Raw genomic sequence first — 14,474 nt, 5'->3', positions numbered from 1 at the left:
GAGCGCCATGTCCAGAGCGCAGGCCGGCGGATGAGCACGGGCGTCGCGCAGCCGCCGGCTGAGGCTCCTCGGTAACAAGAGGTTTGTCTCCGTATTTCTCTAAGGTCAAGAATCTTCGTGATTGTAAACAACGCATGACGATGGCGCTGTTTTGAACAGATCTCAGCGAGAGCTGTCTGTCCGCGCCGCCGGGGGTGAGGGCCGGCTCATCGGCAGCGTGCCTATCGCTCTATCCATGACGTGCTGGCCATGACGTGCTGGCCATGACGTGCTGGCCATGACGTGCCGGCCATGACGTGCCGGCAGTGACGTGCCGGACGCCTCAGCGCGGCGCGCCTGCTCCGGCACGCCACGCGCGGGGAGACGTCCGGCGGCGCGGCCGGCGCCGTCCGGTCAGGCTCCCGCTCGGCTGGTGCGTCGGCGCGCGAGGGGCCGGCCGCGGGCCGGGCGGCGCCGCTCCGCCCGGCTGCACGTCACGGCTCGGCGTGAGCCCGCTGCTCGTCGCCCTCGGCGATCACCAGGGCGGCCGCCGTGTCCTTCTCGTGGGTCAAGCTGACGTGAAACTGCCTCGCGCCGCGCCGCCGCGCGGCCTCGCGCGCCGCGCCCGACAGGCGGATCCGAGGGGAGCCGTGCTCGTCGCTGACCACCTCGAGCTCATGCCAGGACAGGCCGGACGGCCCGCCGAGCGCCTTGAACAGCGCCTCCTTGGCGGCGAACCGGGCCGCGAAATGCTGCGCCGGAGAGGCGCGCCCGCGGCAATAATCGCGCTCTTGCTCCGTGAAGAGCCGCTTCTCGAAGCCTCCTTGATGTCGATCGATGGCCCTCGCGATGCGGCCTATATTGCAGAGATCGATCCCAAAACCGACGATCATACGATCCTCCTTCGAGCCCTCTCGGGGCGCGCCGCGGAGCGCCGCGGGCGCGCGCGTCCTCCGCGCCCGCCTGCGGCGTTCACGCATGTTGCCCCGAGCCGGCGGACACCCCGCCGAGTTCCTACGTCGATGAAGCGGCTAGCTCACCGGGCTCGCCGCCGCGCGGTCGATGAGGTCGCAGACGTCCCCGACCGTCTTCACCTCCCGCTCGGCGCCCTCCGGGAAGGTGATCTTGAACGACCTCTCGATCGCGCAGATGAGCTCCACCATCTCCGTGGAGTCGATGTCCAGATCCCCCTGGAGCGACGTGCCGCGGTGGAGCTCGTCCGCGCTCTTCCCGAGGTGGTCCGAGAGGATCTGTCGCACCATGTTCTCTCTATCGCTCATGGCTTCTCTTTCCTCCTTAAAGGCCGAAATCCCTTGCGTGCTCTTTACCGGGACGGCTCCTGACCGGGCCCGTCGCCGCTGATGACCAGCGCGGCGTTGATGCCGCCGGACCCGCGGCCGTTGACGAGGACGTGCTCGATCATCCGGTTTTTCATCGGCTCCGTGGCGATCGCCAGGTCGCACTGCGCGTCCCACACGTCCAGGTTGCTGGTCGGGGGCACGACACGGCGCTGGAGCGCCATCGCCGCGATCGCCACGTCCATCGCCCCGCTCGCGCCGTACAGGTGGCCGGTCATGGACTTCGGCGCGGTCACCGGCACCTGGCGGCCGCGGGCGCCGAACACCTCGTGGATCGCGGCGGCCTCCTGGTGATCGCCGTCCCGCGTCGCCATTCCGTCGGCCATGACGAAGGAGACGGCGCTCGCGGCGACGTCGCCGTCGTCGAGCGCCTTGCGCATCGCCGCCGACAGCCCCAGCTCCTCCGCCGGCAGCGGCGCCGGGTGGCACGCGTCCGTGGCCATGCCGAAGCCGGAGATCTCCGCGTAGATGCGCGCGTTCCGCCGGATCGCGTGCTCTCTGTCCTCGAGGAGCAGGAACGCCGCCCCCTCGCCTGGGACGATCCCCCGTCGCCCCGCGTCGAACGGGCGGTACGACGCGCTCGGCACCCGGTCCGGCTCGCGGATCATCACGCCGTCGGTGAGGCAGGCCAGGTACATGAGCGGCGTGAGCGGCGCCTCCGCGCCGCCGGCGAGGACCACCTCGGCGCGCCCCTCCGCGACCGCGCGCGCCCCGTACCCGACGCTCGCGAGGCCGCTGGCGCGGTCGCACACGATCGTCTTGCTGTGCCCCTTGAGCCCGAACAGGATCGAGATCTGCCCCTGCGGCGCGGCGGGGAACCAGGCCGTCGCCTGGAAGGGGCTCACGGCGCGCAGGCCTTGCGTGTGGAGGGAGCGGATCTCCCGCTCCGCGAAGTGCCAGCCGCCGAAGCAGTTGCCGACGAACACGCCGAACCTGTCCTTGTCGACCTTGTCCAGCTGGAGCTCCGCGTCCTTCATCGCCATGTCCGACGCGGCGATGGCGTACTGGGTGAACGCGTCGAGCTTCCTTGCCAGCCGCGACGGCATGAAGTCGAGCGGATCGAAGCCGCTCACCTCGCCCCCCACCCCGACGGGGAAGCCGTCTGGCTCGAACTTCGTTATGCTCCCGATGGCCGGCAGTTTCGCCAGGATGTTCTCCCAGACGGCGTCCTTGCCGATCCCGTTGGGGGCGACGAGGCCGATCCCCGTGATCACGACGCGGCGGCTCACTTCGCACCTCCGGCGTAGTCAGGGCTCGTGAACAAGAGCGCACCGTGGAGGCCGGAGAAGCCGCTTGCGTCCTTCAGAACCACGTTCACCTTTCTTTCGATCCCTTTGTTGGCCACATAGTTCAGGTCGCAGGCCGGATCCGGCCTGTCGTGGTTGATGGTCGGCGGTATCTGGCCCTTGTGAATCGCGAGCACGGCCGCGACGCTCTCGAGCGAGTTGGCCGCCGCGAGCGGGTGGCCGACCATCGATTTGATCGAGCTGACCGCGACCTTGTAGGCGTGCTTGCCCAGCGCCCGCTTGATCGCCGAGGTCTCGTTGATGTCGTTCTGCCGGGTCGAGCTGCCGTGAGCGCAGATGTAGTCGATCTCGTCTGGCCGCATCTCGGCGTCGGCCAGCGCGAGCTCGATCGCGCGCGCGAGATCGATGCCGTCCGGCAGCAGATCGGTCATGTGGTACGCGTTGTTGCACGACCCAAAGCCCCGGAGCTCGGCGTAGATGGGCGCCCCGCGCCTCAGCGCGTGCTCGCGCTCCTCCAGGACGAGGACCGCTGCGCCCTCGCTCAGGACGAAGCCGTCGCGCTGGGCGTCGAACGGCCTCGAAGCGGTCTCCGGCGCGTCGTTGCGCTTGGTCGAGAGCGCCCCGACCACGTCGAAGGCCGCGATGGCGATCGGCGTGATCGGCGCCTCGGACGCGCCGCAGAGCATGACGTCGGCGTCGCCGTTGCGGATGAGGTCGAGCGCCGCGCCGATCGCGTCGAGGCCGCCGGTGCAGCCCGTGCTGAGGGTGAAGCATGGGCCGCGGGACCCGTGGAGCGCCGCCACCTCCGCCGACGCGACGTTGAACGTCGACGCCTGGTAGAGGGTGCGCATCGCCCAGGTCGGATCGAGGCGCTCCCTCCCGCGCTCGGTGAGCACGAGGAACTCCTCCTCCACGGCCAGGATGCCGGCGATCGCGTTGCCGATGCAGACGCCGGACGTGTCGCTGGCCAGCGTGCTCGCCGGGAGCCGCGCGTCCTTCACGGCCATCTTCGACGCCGCGACCGCGAGCTGCGCGTACCGGTCGAGGCGCCGCACCTGGTCCTCGGTGAGGCCGTGCGCCCGCGGCTCGAAGTCGCGGATCTCGCCTGCGACCTTGGACTTGAACGGCTCCGTGGGGAACCGGTCCAGCGTGCAGATGCCGGACCTCCCCGACATGGTGTTCTTCCAGAACTGCTCCCAGCCGGTGCCGTTGGGCGCGATGATCCCAAGGCCGGTGACGACGACTCGACGTCTCGTCTTTGCGTTGAACGTCTTCACGTGTACATTCCCCCTTGTGGCGCACTCGTCGTGAACCCCGGAGCCCGACGGCTCGGCACCGGATCCTGGCAGCGTCGCCTCGACGCCCGGTCCGCCTCGACGCGCGCCGCCGTCGGAGGCCGGGTGACTCTGGCTCTTGCGCTCAGTAGTTGCCGAGCCCCCCGCAGACGTTGAGCGCCTGCCCGGTGACCCCGCGCGCCGGCGCGGAGGCCAGGTAGGCGACCATCTCGGCGACCTCATCGGGCACGATATACCGCCCGATGGGTATACGCTGCTCGATACGCCGCTTGGCGTCTGCGGTGGAGACGCCCCAGATCTGAGCGTACACCGCTCTCGCCTTCTCAGCAAGCTCGGTCTCGACGAAACCGGGGCAAACGGCGTTCACGGTGATCCCCTTCGGCGCGAGCTCGAGAGCGAGCGACTTGGTGAACCCGATGATCCCGTGCTTCGACGCGCTGTACGCCGCGGCGTGCACGACGCCCTGCTTGCCTCCAGTCGATGCCATGTTGATGATCGTCCGCAGGGCTCCCTCCGTGTTGTGGTTCAGGATCGCCTTGGTGACGTGGAACACGCTGCTCAGGTTCGTCTCGAGGATCTCCCGCCACAGCTCGTCGGTCATCGAGGCCGTCACGCCGCCCCCGCCGCGACCTGCGTTGTTCACGAGCACGCCCACGCCGCCGGTCTGACCGACCACGTCGCGGACCGCCTCGACGACCGACGACGGGGACGTCACGTCGCAGAGCCCGACGACGGCGTTGCCCCCCGCGCGGCGCACCTCGGCCGCGGTGCCCTGGAGCTGCTCCTTGGACCTCGCGAGCAGCGCGGTCGTGTAACCGTCCTTCGCGAGCCTCAGCGCGATCGCCTTCCCGATGCCCCTGCTCGCGCCCGTGATGAGGGCAACCTTGTTCATCGACTTGTCCATCGTCAGCCTCCTTCACTTGCGCGACTCGACGCGCGCCTTGATCGCCAGCATGGTGCTGCGGCTGTTCTCGTTGATCGCGCGGGTGACCCTCTCGAGCGCCTCGCGCGCCGTGATGTCACCCCAGACCTGCTTCACCCCCTCGGGCCGGAGCTCCACGCCGTGGCGCGACACGACCCGGACGCCGCCGCCCGGCGACGGCTCGACCAGCCACTCGCCGGAGTGCCGCCTCAGCACGGGCGGCGGCTCGGGCTGGAAGTACGTGATCCTCGAGGTCGGGGTGCAGCGCCGGATGGAGCGGAGGTGCTCGTCGCGGCCGCGCACGTCGACGGTCATCACGAACTCCTGGTCCTGGCCGTCGTCGTACCGGACCTCCACCGCGCGGCAGTGGGGGAGGAGCGCCGGCCACTCGCGCACGCGCTCGAGGAGGCCGTACACGGACTCGGCCGGACCCGCGATCGTCATCTCTTCCTCGAACTCGCCAGAGAGCTCGCCGCGCCGGCCTGCGTGCGCGCTCGCCTCGAGGGCCAGCTTGATCGCGAGCAGCTCTCGCTTGCTGTTCTCGTCGGTCGAGCGCTCCATGAAGGCGCGCGCCTCCGCGGGCGTCGAGACCCCGGCCACCAGGCCGCGCACGTCCTCCTTGACCGAGAAGCGGTGCTCGAGGACGACGAGCGTCCCGGTCCTCGTCTGGAAGAACCTCCACGCCACCTCCATGCGGTCGAGCAGCGGCGGAGGCCGGACCACCTCGCTCGTGATGACCCGCGCCTCGGGGTCGAGCTCCCTCCTCGATCGCCAGCTCATGAGGTGCCCGTTCACGAGGGCCGAGATCTCGATGAGCTGAGAGCGATCGTTCTGCTCGATGACCTTCGCCGCCTTGCACGGCGGGAAGATCCCAGGCCATCGCTCCACACGGAGGCACAGCGCATACGCTTGATCGACGCCGGCGCTCACCTCTATCTCATGTCGCATGAAATGCATGGACCAACCTCTCCGCCCGGGGCGGCCGGGCGTGATAAAGGACTATCCCCGCGGTCGGGCTCAGGTGATCGCGACGACGCGGCACCACGCCGCGTCAGCCCGCGCGAGCTTCACTGGAAAGCAAGCTACCTTGAAGCCATGCGGCCTGCCGATCTTGTCGAGGTTCGTGAGGCGCTCGAGCTGGCAATACTCTCGCTCTCGCCCGTAGAGGTGCGCTGGCCAGAGATCGCCCGGGTCCTTGCTCTTCATGTACGACCTCAGCATCCTCGCGAACGGGGCGTCGAACCCGAAGCTGTCGACCCCGATGACCCGGACCCCTTGCTGCACGATCCACTCCGTCGCCTCCCTGGTAACGCCGCGGAACCGCGTGAAATACCGGCTCTCTCCGATGTGTGTGTCTCCCCCCGTGTCGAGCAGGACGATGTCGAGGGGCTTCAGCCGGTAACCGATCGCGTCGAGCGCCGCGATGACCTCCTGCTTGCTGACGGGGCCCTCCGTGCCGGAGAGCGGCCGCAGCTTCAGGACGACGCCGTCGCAGAAGCACCACTCCAGGGGAACCTCGCAGATCGTCCTGGCGCGCGCTCCCTGGTTGTTCAGATCCCCATAGTGGTACGGGGCATCCATGTGCGTCCCGGTGTGCGTGGTCAGGGTATATCGCATCAGCGAGAGCCCCTTGCCTCCGGGAAAATCGCGATGGTCGACGCCGAGCCCGACCTTGTGCTTGACCCACGCGAGCGCGCGGGAGAGCCGGGTCGTGCCCTCGACGTACACCAGGGATTTTCCGAGCAGATCTCCTCCGCGGCGGTGATCGACCACCTCGAGTCTGACCGGCTCGGGCTCCCAGTACCCGGGATCCACCGGCACGCTGAGGTCGATCAGGCGCTGGCCCTCGATGGCTGTCGTCGCGTTCATCTTGCGTCGTCTCCCGTGCGTGTTAAGCCCCCTACGACCGCCGCGCGCTCACCATCAGGCGAGCTTCTCCGCCATCCAGTCCGCGAGGCGCGGGATGGCGTCCGAGAAGCAGTTGATCGCCGCGTGCCGCTCGCCGTCGTAGCTGATGAGCGCCTTCTCGCCCCTCGCCCAGCTCATCAGCCGCAGGCACGATGCGTACGGGAAGACGCCGTCCTCCTTGCCGTGGATCGTCAAGAGAGGAGCCGTGAGGCGCGGGACGTCCCGGAGATTCACCCGGGACTGCGCGATGTGGTTCATCTCATCTTCGCTCTTCACGCCGAAGACGAACATGAGGTCCTTGCGGACATTGATGGTCATCTTCGGGAAGTTGTCCACGTCGTAGGTGCCCGACAGGTTGATGCACGCCTTGATATCGCGAGGGTGGAAGGCCGCCGAACGGGCCGCCAGGTAGCCGCCGTAGCTGACCCCGAAGATGCCGATGCGGCCTCCGTCGACCGCCTCCTGCCGATGAAGGGCGGAGAGCACGTCGCCGATGACGCGCTCGAAGTCGAGCACCATCGGGACCGTCCCGGCGAGGAGCCCTTGACCTGGGCCGTCGAAGACGAGCGCGGAGAGGCCCCGGCTCACGAACTCCATCGCAAACGCGTGGAGCTCCACCTCCTTCGCGGAGTCGAGGCCGTTGACGAGGATTACGCACGGGCGCTCGCCGCCGCCTGAGCGGTAGAAGTACCCCGGGAGCGACCGCCCCGCGTGCGGGATCTCCATCGGCTCGATCGAGCAGGGCATGTACGGGCGCGCCCGCTCGAAGGTGCGAGTCACGTCCTTCCTCGTCTCGATCTTCACGACCGGGTTGTCGAAATACATGAACTCCGCGAAGTGATAGCAAGCCGACGCCTTCGTGAACCAGAGGCGCGCCGTCGCCCGCTTTCCGCTGGCTTCCGCGTCGGAGCCCGCCTCTTCGTAGAGGCGGGCGAGCCTCGCGAACTGGTCGTGCCAGTCATCCCAGTCTTCGTGGAGCGTGGCCTTCCGCACGCCCTTCAGCGCGCGAACCAGATCGCCCCAGTCGAGGCCGAAGTACAGCAGACGCGGGAAGAAATACTCGCACATCTCCAGCGTCTTCATCGGTATGGTGTTCGCACCACCGGCGCGCCCGCGCTCCTCAGCACCACCTCTCGCCGCCTGAACACTCATGGATTCCCCCCTCCATCGGAAACGACACCCGTTCAACGCCGCTCGAGCGACGCTGCGAGACAAGATAGCACGTGCTCGGTCGTACTGAAGATCGTGGCGCCCACCCGACTCATCGCCTCTTCGCGCGCGTCGCCCTCGAGCTGCGGCGGGACGTCGAACGTGTGAGTGATCAGGAGGCGGCTCCCGCGGCCGCTGGGCTCGACGACCCAGGTCCCGGTCATCGATCCGATCTGGGGCGGCAGGGTCAGCATATCAAAGTCGATGTGCTTGCGGCTCGGGGTGTAGCGCCTGCGCGATCGTACCGTGTTGGCCCCGAAATCGTTCGCCACGCTCATCGTCATGACGATCTCGCCCTCACCGACCTCTTCGCGGCTGGTCGATAGGACGGTGGGGAAGATCTGCGGCCACCGTTCGATATCTACGCAGGCGCTGTAGACGGCAGAAGGAGACGCGTCGATCACGATCTCATTGGTGATGGTCTTCATGTGATGTCCTCCGGCAGGCACGAGCCTGGGCGCCGGGCAGCCCCGCGCCAGCGCTCCGTGCGTCGATCCGCCCGATTCGTGATGGGCTACTCAGCGTGAGGCCGTCGGAAGCCCTCGCCGGCGCGAGCGCGCGCGGTGCCCCGTGACGAGCGCTCCGCGCCGATCGTGGGCAATCCGCCAGCTAGGCGCACCTCGCCGGCGGCCCATAGAACGAACTACATCGCGCTCATCATCGTCGAAACATCGCTCCGATACAGCCTGGACCGTGTCGCGCTCTTGACGCGCTCCGACGCTGCTCGTCGTTCTGCGATGAAATACACGAGGAGAGAATTCTAGTCAACGAAGAGAATGCAAACTCTCGCAAACGGAAACCAACCGGAACGACGGCAACATCCAGCCGTCCGTACGTAACGGCGATGGTCCTCCTGCGCGCTCCGAGCGCAGCAGCGTGGGCGGCGACGGACCGTCTACCCCCGCCCATCGATGGGCTCGGACACATGCGTCTGCCTGGGGCAACTCTTCTCTGGCGGCCAGGCGCGGCCGCAGCTTCGTACAGCCGAGACGCAGACGCGCGCTTAACAGACAGCCTTGGATAAGCGTTCCTTATTATCGACTCTTAACTCTCACCATGATCCGGATAGACGCCGACGCTCACGCGTGCGCTGGAAGGCGTCCTCAGCCTGCGCGCTGTTCGGCTCAGGGTTCCGTGGCAACGTGAAACACCGCTGAAACGCGCCGGCATGGCGGAGCAGCCTGGGCGGCCGAGTCGTGGAGATCCAGCGCGTAGGGCAGATGACTGACTGCTATTTCACCTCAGCCTGCTATCGTCGCATCTCGAGCCAGCGTGGCGTACCGCCACTCGGCTCTCCACAGGTGTGGGAACGATGGACGGAGACGAGGCGAGCGCTCGAAAGGACGGAGACTCATCGTGAGCGACAGACTAGTGATATCATGGGACTCGAACGGTACGACGAGGACGACGACGTCCGCGTCGGCCGAAGGCGGCGGAACTCACACGATCGATCGACAGTTCACCAGGATCGACGCGCCCCCGGAGGCCGTGCGGCCGCTGCACATCCAGCCCGCGAACGACCAGCGACAGCACGCCCCGGCGCAAGCGACCGCGCTCTTCTTCTCGACCTCAACGTCGAGGACCTCGGGAGACGGCAACACGGCCATGAGGATCCTTGCGAAATCGCTCGTTCGGGAGCTGGGGAAGCAGGGCTACGGCTCTCGCGAGGCGATCGTGCTCTCGACGGAGCTGGTGCGGCTCATTTCCGCCGAGATGGAACACCACAGGAACATGCGTTATATCTCTCTGTCGAACGGCGCCGGTCCTGAAGCCCCGTCGCAGGCGGGCTCACCTGCGCTTCAGACCAGCTCGACTTGAGCCGGCGGCGACGCGCTCATGATCGTCCGGACGGTCGCCGCCGCCCAGGATCGCCTCCACCCCCGCACGCCCGGCGGGCGCGACGTCGACGGGGGAGCGGCGCGCCCCGGCGCGCGCCGGGTGCCTGCGGCCGTGTCACGGGTCCCGCCACGCAGCGGGACGGGCTGGAGCGCGCGCCCCGCCCTCGCCGCGCGCACCTCACGAGAGGCTGCTGCCTTGTAGGACCAGGACCGCTCGGATAGGCTCCCGCCGCTCAGCGCACCGGCGCGAGTTGAGGATGGATCCGGATGATCCGGCAAGAAGGAGCCTGCCAAGTGCAATTGCCTGCTTTGGGTGTCGCAGAGGTGAGCGTGAAGGGGAGCGCCGGGGTCTCCCCTTCCATGCCCGTCCGGGTCGCGCGCGTCGGACGCCGCCTCGTCGCGCTGCTCGCGCCCGCGCTCCTCGTCGGGTGCGGCTACACCGAGTTCGAGATGCAGGCCCAGCTCGAGCGGTCCGAGCGCCTCCAGCGCGAGCTGCAGACCAGCCAGCAGCGCGTCCGCCTGCTGGAGCAGGACGTCGCGCGCGGGGGCGCCGCGGCGCCGCCGCGAGAAGATCCGCTCTCCGCGGAGGGCATCGATCTCGGCACCGGGCCGGGCGCGGGGGCGCAGCGCGGCGAGGCGGCCGGGGCTCGCCCGCCGTCCGATCGCGAGAGCGGCGTCCTGAGGGCGTTCCTCCCGGTCGCCGCCGGGGAGGTCACGGTCGCGCCGCGCGACGGCCGCGTGGCGATCTCGATCCCGACCCGGGTGCTGTTCAAGGGGAACCGCGACGCGCTCTCCCCGGCGGGCGAGAAGATCCTGCGGGATATCGCCGCGATCATCCGGAGCCATGAGCCGCTCAAGGGCCTCGACTACCAGGTCGTGGGCCACACGGCGGGCGGCGCGCCGGGCGTGGCGCCGGGCGTGGCGTGGCGCAACGGCTGGGACGTGACGGTCGCCCAGGCGCGCGCCGTGCTGCTGTTCCTGGCGCAGCCCAAGGAGGCTGGCCTGCCCGTCGCGCGCTTGAGCCTGGCGAGCTTCGCCGACCTGCCGCCTGCCGACGCGGCCGGCGGCGCGCCCGCGCAACCGGCGGAGCCGCGCCTGGAGATCGTGGTGGAGGGGACGGCGCAGATCGCGGAGAGGCCGCCCGGCGAGGCTCGCCCGGCGGGCGCGGCCCCGGCTGGCGCGGCCCCGGCTGGCGCGGCCCCGGCTGGCGCGGCCCCGGCGGGCGCGGCCCCGGCGGGCGCGGCTCGCCCGGACGGTGCGACCCGCCCGGCTGGCGAGGCCCGCCCGGCGACCGGCACGAAGGGCGGGGACGACACGTATCCGTGAGAGCGACGCGAGGGCTGCCGCGGGCCGTCCGGCCGCAGCCAGCCCGTCACGCGCCGCGCAGCGCCTCGACCCTCCTCCTGAGCGCCCCGGCGTCGCCGAGCTCGCCCAGCACCGCGCGCACCGCCTCCGGCGCGGCGGTCGCCACCGCGTCGTGGACCCGGGCCCGCAGCCGCCGCCCGCTCGCGGCGAGGTACGCGGCCGCGAGCGCCGCGGCGACCTCGCCGTCGGCGCCGCCGCGCTGGAGGAGCGATCCGGCCAGCGCGCAGAGCGCCTCGATCGCCTTGGCTACCTGCGCGCCGTAGATCGGGTGGGCCGAGTCGACGCCCTGCTCGTGGCACGCCGCGAGGCACCGCGCCGTGCTGGTGAGCCGGCCGAGGTCGGTCGGCTCCCCGCGCTCCCAGAGCCCGGACGCGAGCTGCTCCTCGAACATGCGCCCGAGGCCGGCGCCCGCAGACTCGGTCCCTCCGGGCGCAGCGCCCGGCGCCGGCGCGGGGGGCGCTCCCGGCCCGGAGCCGTGCTGCTGGCCCGCGGGTCCGCCCCGCACCACCGCGCCGGCCGGGGCCGCGGCGCGCGGCGGGCCGGCCGCGGCGCTCGGCTGGAAGAGCTGCTTCGCGCGCGACAGCAGGCCGCGGGCGGCCGGCGCCGGGCTGCTCTCCGCAGCCCTGGGCGCCGGCGCCGACATGGCCATGGGCGCGGGCGCCGAGGCCCTGGCCTTCACGAAGGCATTGGCCTTCAAGGCATTGGCCTTCATGGAGGGACCGCCGATCATCGGACCGCCCATCGCGGCGAACGCGGCGGCCGGCGCCGCCGGGCCGCGGCGGCTCATCCCCCACCCCGCCGGAGCGCTCACCGGCACCGGCCTCGCCTCGGGCTGCCCGTGGGCCCGCCGGTCGCCCGTGCGCCGCTCGATCACCACGAACGACGCGTGCTTCGAGGCGACCCGGTGCCGGACCGCGAGGTCCACGATGCGCTTCCGCATCGCCTCCGCGCGCTTGCCCGACAGCGCGCGCTCCGACGCCTCGAACTCCCGCACGCGCGCGCCCGCCCACAGCGCCTCGAGCCCCGGCCGCGACGCCTCCGCCTCGAGCTCGACCGGCACCGCGAGGTGGAACCGCTCTCCGCGCAGGCTCCCGCGCAGCTCCACGCGCCCCACCCCCGGCCGCTCGTAGCGGCCGTAGAGCACCCACGGCTCGCCGTCGACCAGCGCCGGGAGCTCGGCCGGCGAGAGCTCGCCCACGTCGATGCCCTCGAAGCGCGCCTCGAGCCCGGTCACCCGCATCGCCGTCGCCCGCGCGAACTGCGCCGTCACCTTCTCGTCGATGCGCTCGCCCGGGTGGATGAGCTCCGCGGCCCCCTGCGTCCGGCGCGCGAGATCGTTCACGAGCAGCTCGCTCACGTTCGTCCCGATCCCGAACGTGTAGACCCGCACCCCCTCGCCCTGCTCGGCGACCCGGTCGACGATCTCGGCCTCGTTGCCCACCTGGCCGTCGGTCAGCAGCACGACCACGCGGTCCCGCTCCTTGTCGCCGAGCATGCCCGCGGCCGCGAGCAAGGGCTGCAGCATCTCGGTGCCGCCGGACGCGACGAGGCCCTCGACGAACGCGTCCGCGGCCTCGAGGGTCCGCTGCGTGAACGGGGCGAGCGACGGCTCCATGGCCCGGAACGTGTTGGAGAAGGCGATCACCCCGAACCGGTCCCCCTCGGCGAGGTGGCGGAGGCACAGGCGGAGCGCGCGCTTGGCCTGGTCGATCGACTCGCCCTGCATCGAGCCCGACACGTCCACCACGAACACGACGTCGCGCCGGGCGGACGACCGCTGCGCGTCGAACAGGTCCGGCACAATGGTAAGCGCGAAGGTCCCCTCCTTGCCGGCGGCCCGGTCGCAGACGAGGCCCGCCTGAACGCCCGGCGCGCCCGCGGCGATCAGCACGATGTCCCGATCGAGCGCGGCCTTGTCGCCCCGGAGCGACACCCGCTGTCGACCCCCTTCCTCGCGGCGCAAGGCGAGCGCGTGCGAGGGGCTCTCGATCGCGACGTCGCGCCCGAGATCGAAGACGATGTCCACGGTGATGCCGTAGTCGACCCGCGCGATCTCCGGGGAGATGCGGTCGGCGTCGGGCACCTGGTCCGTCGGCTCGTGGGCGCCGTGCCCGGTCCGCTCGCCCCCGGCCTTGCCGGGGATGTAGCGGGGCGCGACGAGGGTCGGGATCATGAGCCGCAGCGCCCCCTCGTCGGCGTGGAGCCGCTGCACGAACGCGACCTCGACGACCGTCTCCTCCCCGGGCAGGAGGTTGCCCACGCTGGCCGTGAACACGTTGCGCCGCTCCTCGTCGAGCAGCGCCGCGCCGTGGCCGGCGGCGACGGCCTCGTCGTAGGCCTGGAACGCCTCTTCCCGCTCCTTGACCTCCCCCTCGAGCCGCCGGCCGGCGCACTCCATGGCGAAGCCCGCGATGCTCGCCTCGCTCGGCAGCGGGAAGGTGTAGATCGCCTCGATCGGCCGGCGCTCCTCGTTCCGGTAGCGCTGCCGCACCACGAGCCGCGCCGCGCCGCCGAAGACCTCCCCGGAGAGGGCGACGCCGAGCAGCGGGACCGGGTGCCCCTCGGAGGAGCGTAGACACGAGCTCGGCGTCGCCGCCGGGAGCGAGGGATCGATGGAGGGGATCATCGCGAGCCTTTCGGGGCAAGGGTTGCGTAACGAGACTCGATATCGAGGGCGATGCGCCGCGAGCGCTCCGGCGCGTCGCCCCGCACGTGGAGCTCGACGCCGTCGGCGATCTCGACCCGCTCCCAGCGCGCGCCGCGCGGCGCTCCGGCGGCGGGGGTCGACGCCGCGGCCGCCTCCGCCGGGCCGGCGCAGGCGCCCGCCTGCGCGGGGGGCGGCGCCCCCGCGGCGATGCGCTCGATCTCGTCGAGGCCGGCGCCCGCGAGGCGCGCCTGGATCTCCTCGAGCGGCAGGTGCGCCTGCTGGAGGACCTTGATGGCGCGGAGCCGGACGAGGTGCTCGCGCCCGTAGGAGGTGTCCTTCCCGCGGAACTCGGGCGCCGGCAGCAAGCCGCGCTGCACGTAATACCGCACCGTGCGCGGCGCCACGCCCGCCTCGCCCGCGAGCTCGTCGAGCTTGTACGTCATCACGACGAGCATCCTGGATCGCGACACTTCGACTGTCAAGTAGACACCACAAACAGTACGCGCTTCGTGCCGCCGGTGTGTGTGGACACCGGCCGCCGGTCTCCGCCGCAAAGCTGCTTTCGTGGGCGGCCCGGGGAGAACCGGTGAGCCGCGCTTCGTACCCGCCGATGACGTCGGTCGATGGACAGCGTCGGGAACCTGTGATGTCCTGACAAATTCGGCGCACCTCGGCCTTCGCGTGAAGGACCTGGTGCGGTGAGGGC

13 protein-coding genes are annotated in these 14,474 nt (G+C 70.6%); 1 reads left to right on the top strand and 12 read right to left on the bottom strand.

Going from position 1 to position 14,474, the window contains the following annotated elements; translation table 11 throughout:
• Window positions 1-473: 473 nt before the first annotated feature.
• From WME98_RS36975 to WME98_RS36930, 10 genes are all read right to left on the bottom strand, one after another.
• A complete protein-coding gene (locus WME98_RS36975) occupies window positions 474-872 on the bottom strand; it encodes a holo-ACP synthase (protein ID WP_437946361.1) in 399 nt (132 codons plus the stop codon).
• Between the two features lie 138 nt (window positions 873-1,010).
• Window positions 1,011-1,259: an acyl carrier protein gene (locus WME98_RS36970; RefSeq protein ID WP_437946360.1), complete on the bottom strand. Its 249-nt coding sequence runs from the start codon at window positions 1,257-1,259 to the stop codon at window positions 1,011-1,013.
• A 44-nt stretch (window positions 1,260-1,303) separates the two neighbouring features.
• The gene (locus WME98_RS36965; protein ID WP_437946359.1) at window positions 1,304-2,566 is read right to left on the bottom strand and encodes a beta-ketoacyl-[acyl-carrier-protein] synthase family protein; all 1,263 of its coding nucleotides are present in this window, start codon (window positions 2,564-2,566) and stop codon (window positions 1,304-1,306) included.
• A complete protein-coding gene (locus WME98_RS36960) occupies window positions 2,563-3,861 on the bottom strand; it encodes a beta-ketoacyl-[acyl-carrier-protein] synthase family protein (RefSeq protein ID WP_437946358.1) in 1,299 nt (432 codons plus the stop codon). The genes WME98_RS36965 and WME98_RS36960 overlap by 4 nt, the downstream gene beginning before the upstream one ends.
• Window positions 3,862-4,003: 142 nt before the next feature.
• A complete protein-coding gene (locus WME98_RS36955) occupies window positions 4,004-4,783 on the bottom strand; it encodes an SDR family NAD(P)-dependent oxidoreductase (RefSeq protein WP_437946357.1) in 780 nt (259 codons plus the stop codon).
• 12 nt (window positions 4,784-4,795) lie between these two features.
• The gene (locus tag WME98_RS36950) at window positions 4,796-5,749 is read right to left on the bottom strand and encodes an aromatase/cyclase (protein ID WP_437946356.1); all 954 of its coding nucleotides are present in this window, start codon (window positions 5,747-5,749) and stop codon (window positions 4,796-4,798) included.
• A gap of 69 nt (window positions 5,750-5,818) precedes the next feature.
• The gene (locus tag WME98_RS36945) at window positions 5,819-6,670 is read right to left on the bottom strand and encodes a cyclase family protein (protein WP_437946355.1); all 852 of its coding nucleotides are present in this window, start codon (window positions 6,668-6,670) and stop codon (window positions 5,819-5,821) included.
• A 54-nt stretch (window positions 6,671-6,724) separates the two neighbouring features.
• The gene (locus WME98_RS36940) at window positions 6,725-7,792 is read right to left on the bottom strand and encodes an alpha/beta hydrolase family protein (RefSeq protein WP_437946354.1); all 1,068 of its coding nucleotides are present in this window, start codon (window positions 7,790-7,792) and stop codon (window positions 6,725-6,727) included.
• 101 nt (window positions 7,793-7,893) lie between these two features.
• Window positions 7,894-8,346, bottom strand: coding sequence for an aromatase/cyclase (locus WME98_RS36935; RefSeq protein ID WP_437946353.1), 453 nt, complete (start codon window positions 8,344-8,346; stop codon window positions 7,894-7,896).
• Window positions 8,347-9,357: 1,011 nt separating this feature from the next.
• Window positions 9,358-9,525, bottom strand: a complete 168-nt coding sequence (locus tag WME98_RS36930) for a hypothetical protein (protein ID WP_437946351.1) — start codon at window positions 9,523-9,525, stop codon at window positions 9,358-9,360.
• A gap of 525 nt (window positions 9,526-10,050) precedes the next feature.
• Between WME98_RS36930 and WME98_RS36925 the strand changes: the two genes are divergently transcribed.
• Window positions 10,051-11,082: an OmpA/MotB family protein gene (locus WME98_RS36925; protein ID WP_437946350.1), complete on the top strand. Its 1,032-nt coding sequence runs from the start codon at window positions 10,051-10,053 to the stop codon at window positions 11,080-11,082.
• A gap of 46 nt (window positions 11,083-11,128) precedes the next feature.
• Here the strand turns inward: WME98_RS36925 and WME98_RS36920 are convergent, their stop codons facing one another.
• Together WME98_RS36920 and WME98_RS36915 are read right to left on the bottom strand one after the other, a co-directional pair.
• Entirely contained in the window at window positions 11,129-13,747 is a 2,619-nt protein-coding gene (locus WME98_RS36920) for a VIT domain-containing protein (protein WP_437946349.1), read from the bottom strand.
• The gene (locus WME98_RS36915; RefSeq protein WP_437954061.1) at window positions 13,744-14,223 is read right to left on the bottom strand and encodes a helix-turn-helix domain-containing protein; all 480 of its coding nucleotides are present in this window, start codon (window positions 14,221-14,223) and stop codon (window positions 13,744-13,746) included. Before WME98_RS36915 ends, WME98_RS36920 begins: the two co-directional genes overlap by 4 nt.
• Window positions 14,224-14,474: the final 251 nt, after the last annotated feature.

The organism is Sorangium sp. So ce296 (genome assembly GCF_051529605.1).
In the GTDB taxonomy this organism is placed as follows: Bacteria; Myxococcota_A; Polyangia; order Polyangiales; family Polyangiaceae; genus Sorangium; species Sorangium cellulosum_D.
Note: the sequence above shows the minus strand (reverse complement) of the source record. Positions and strands in the feature narration are given on the sequence as shown.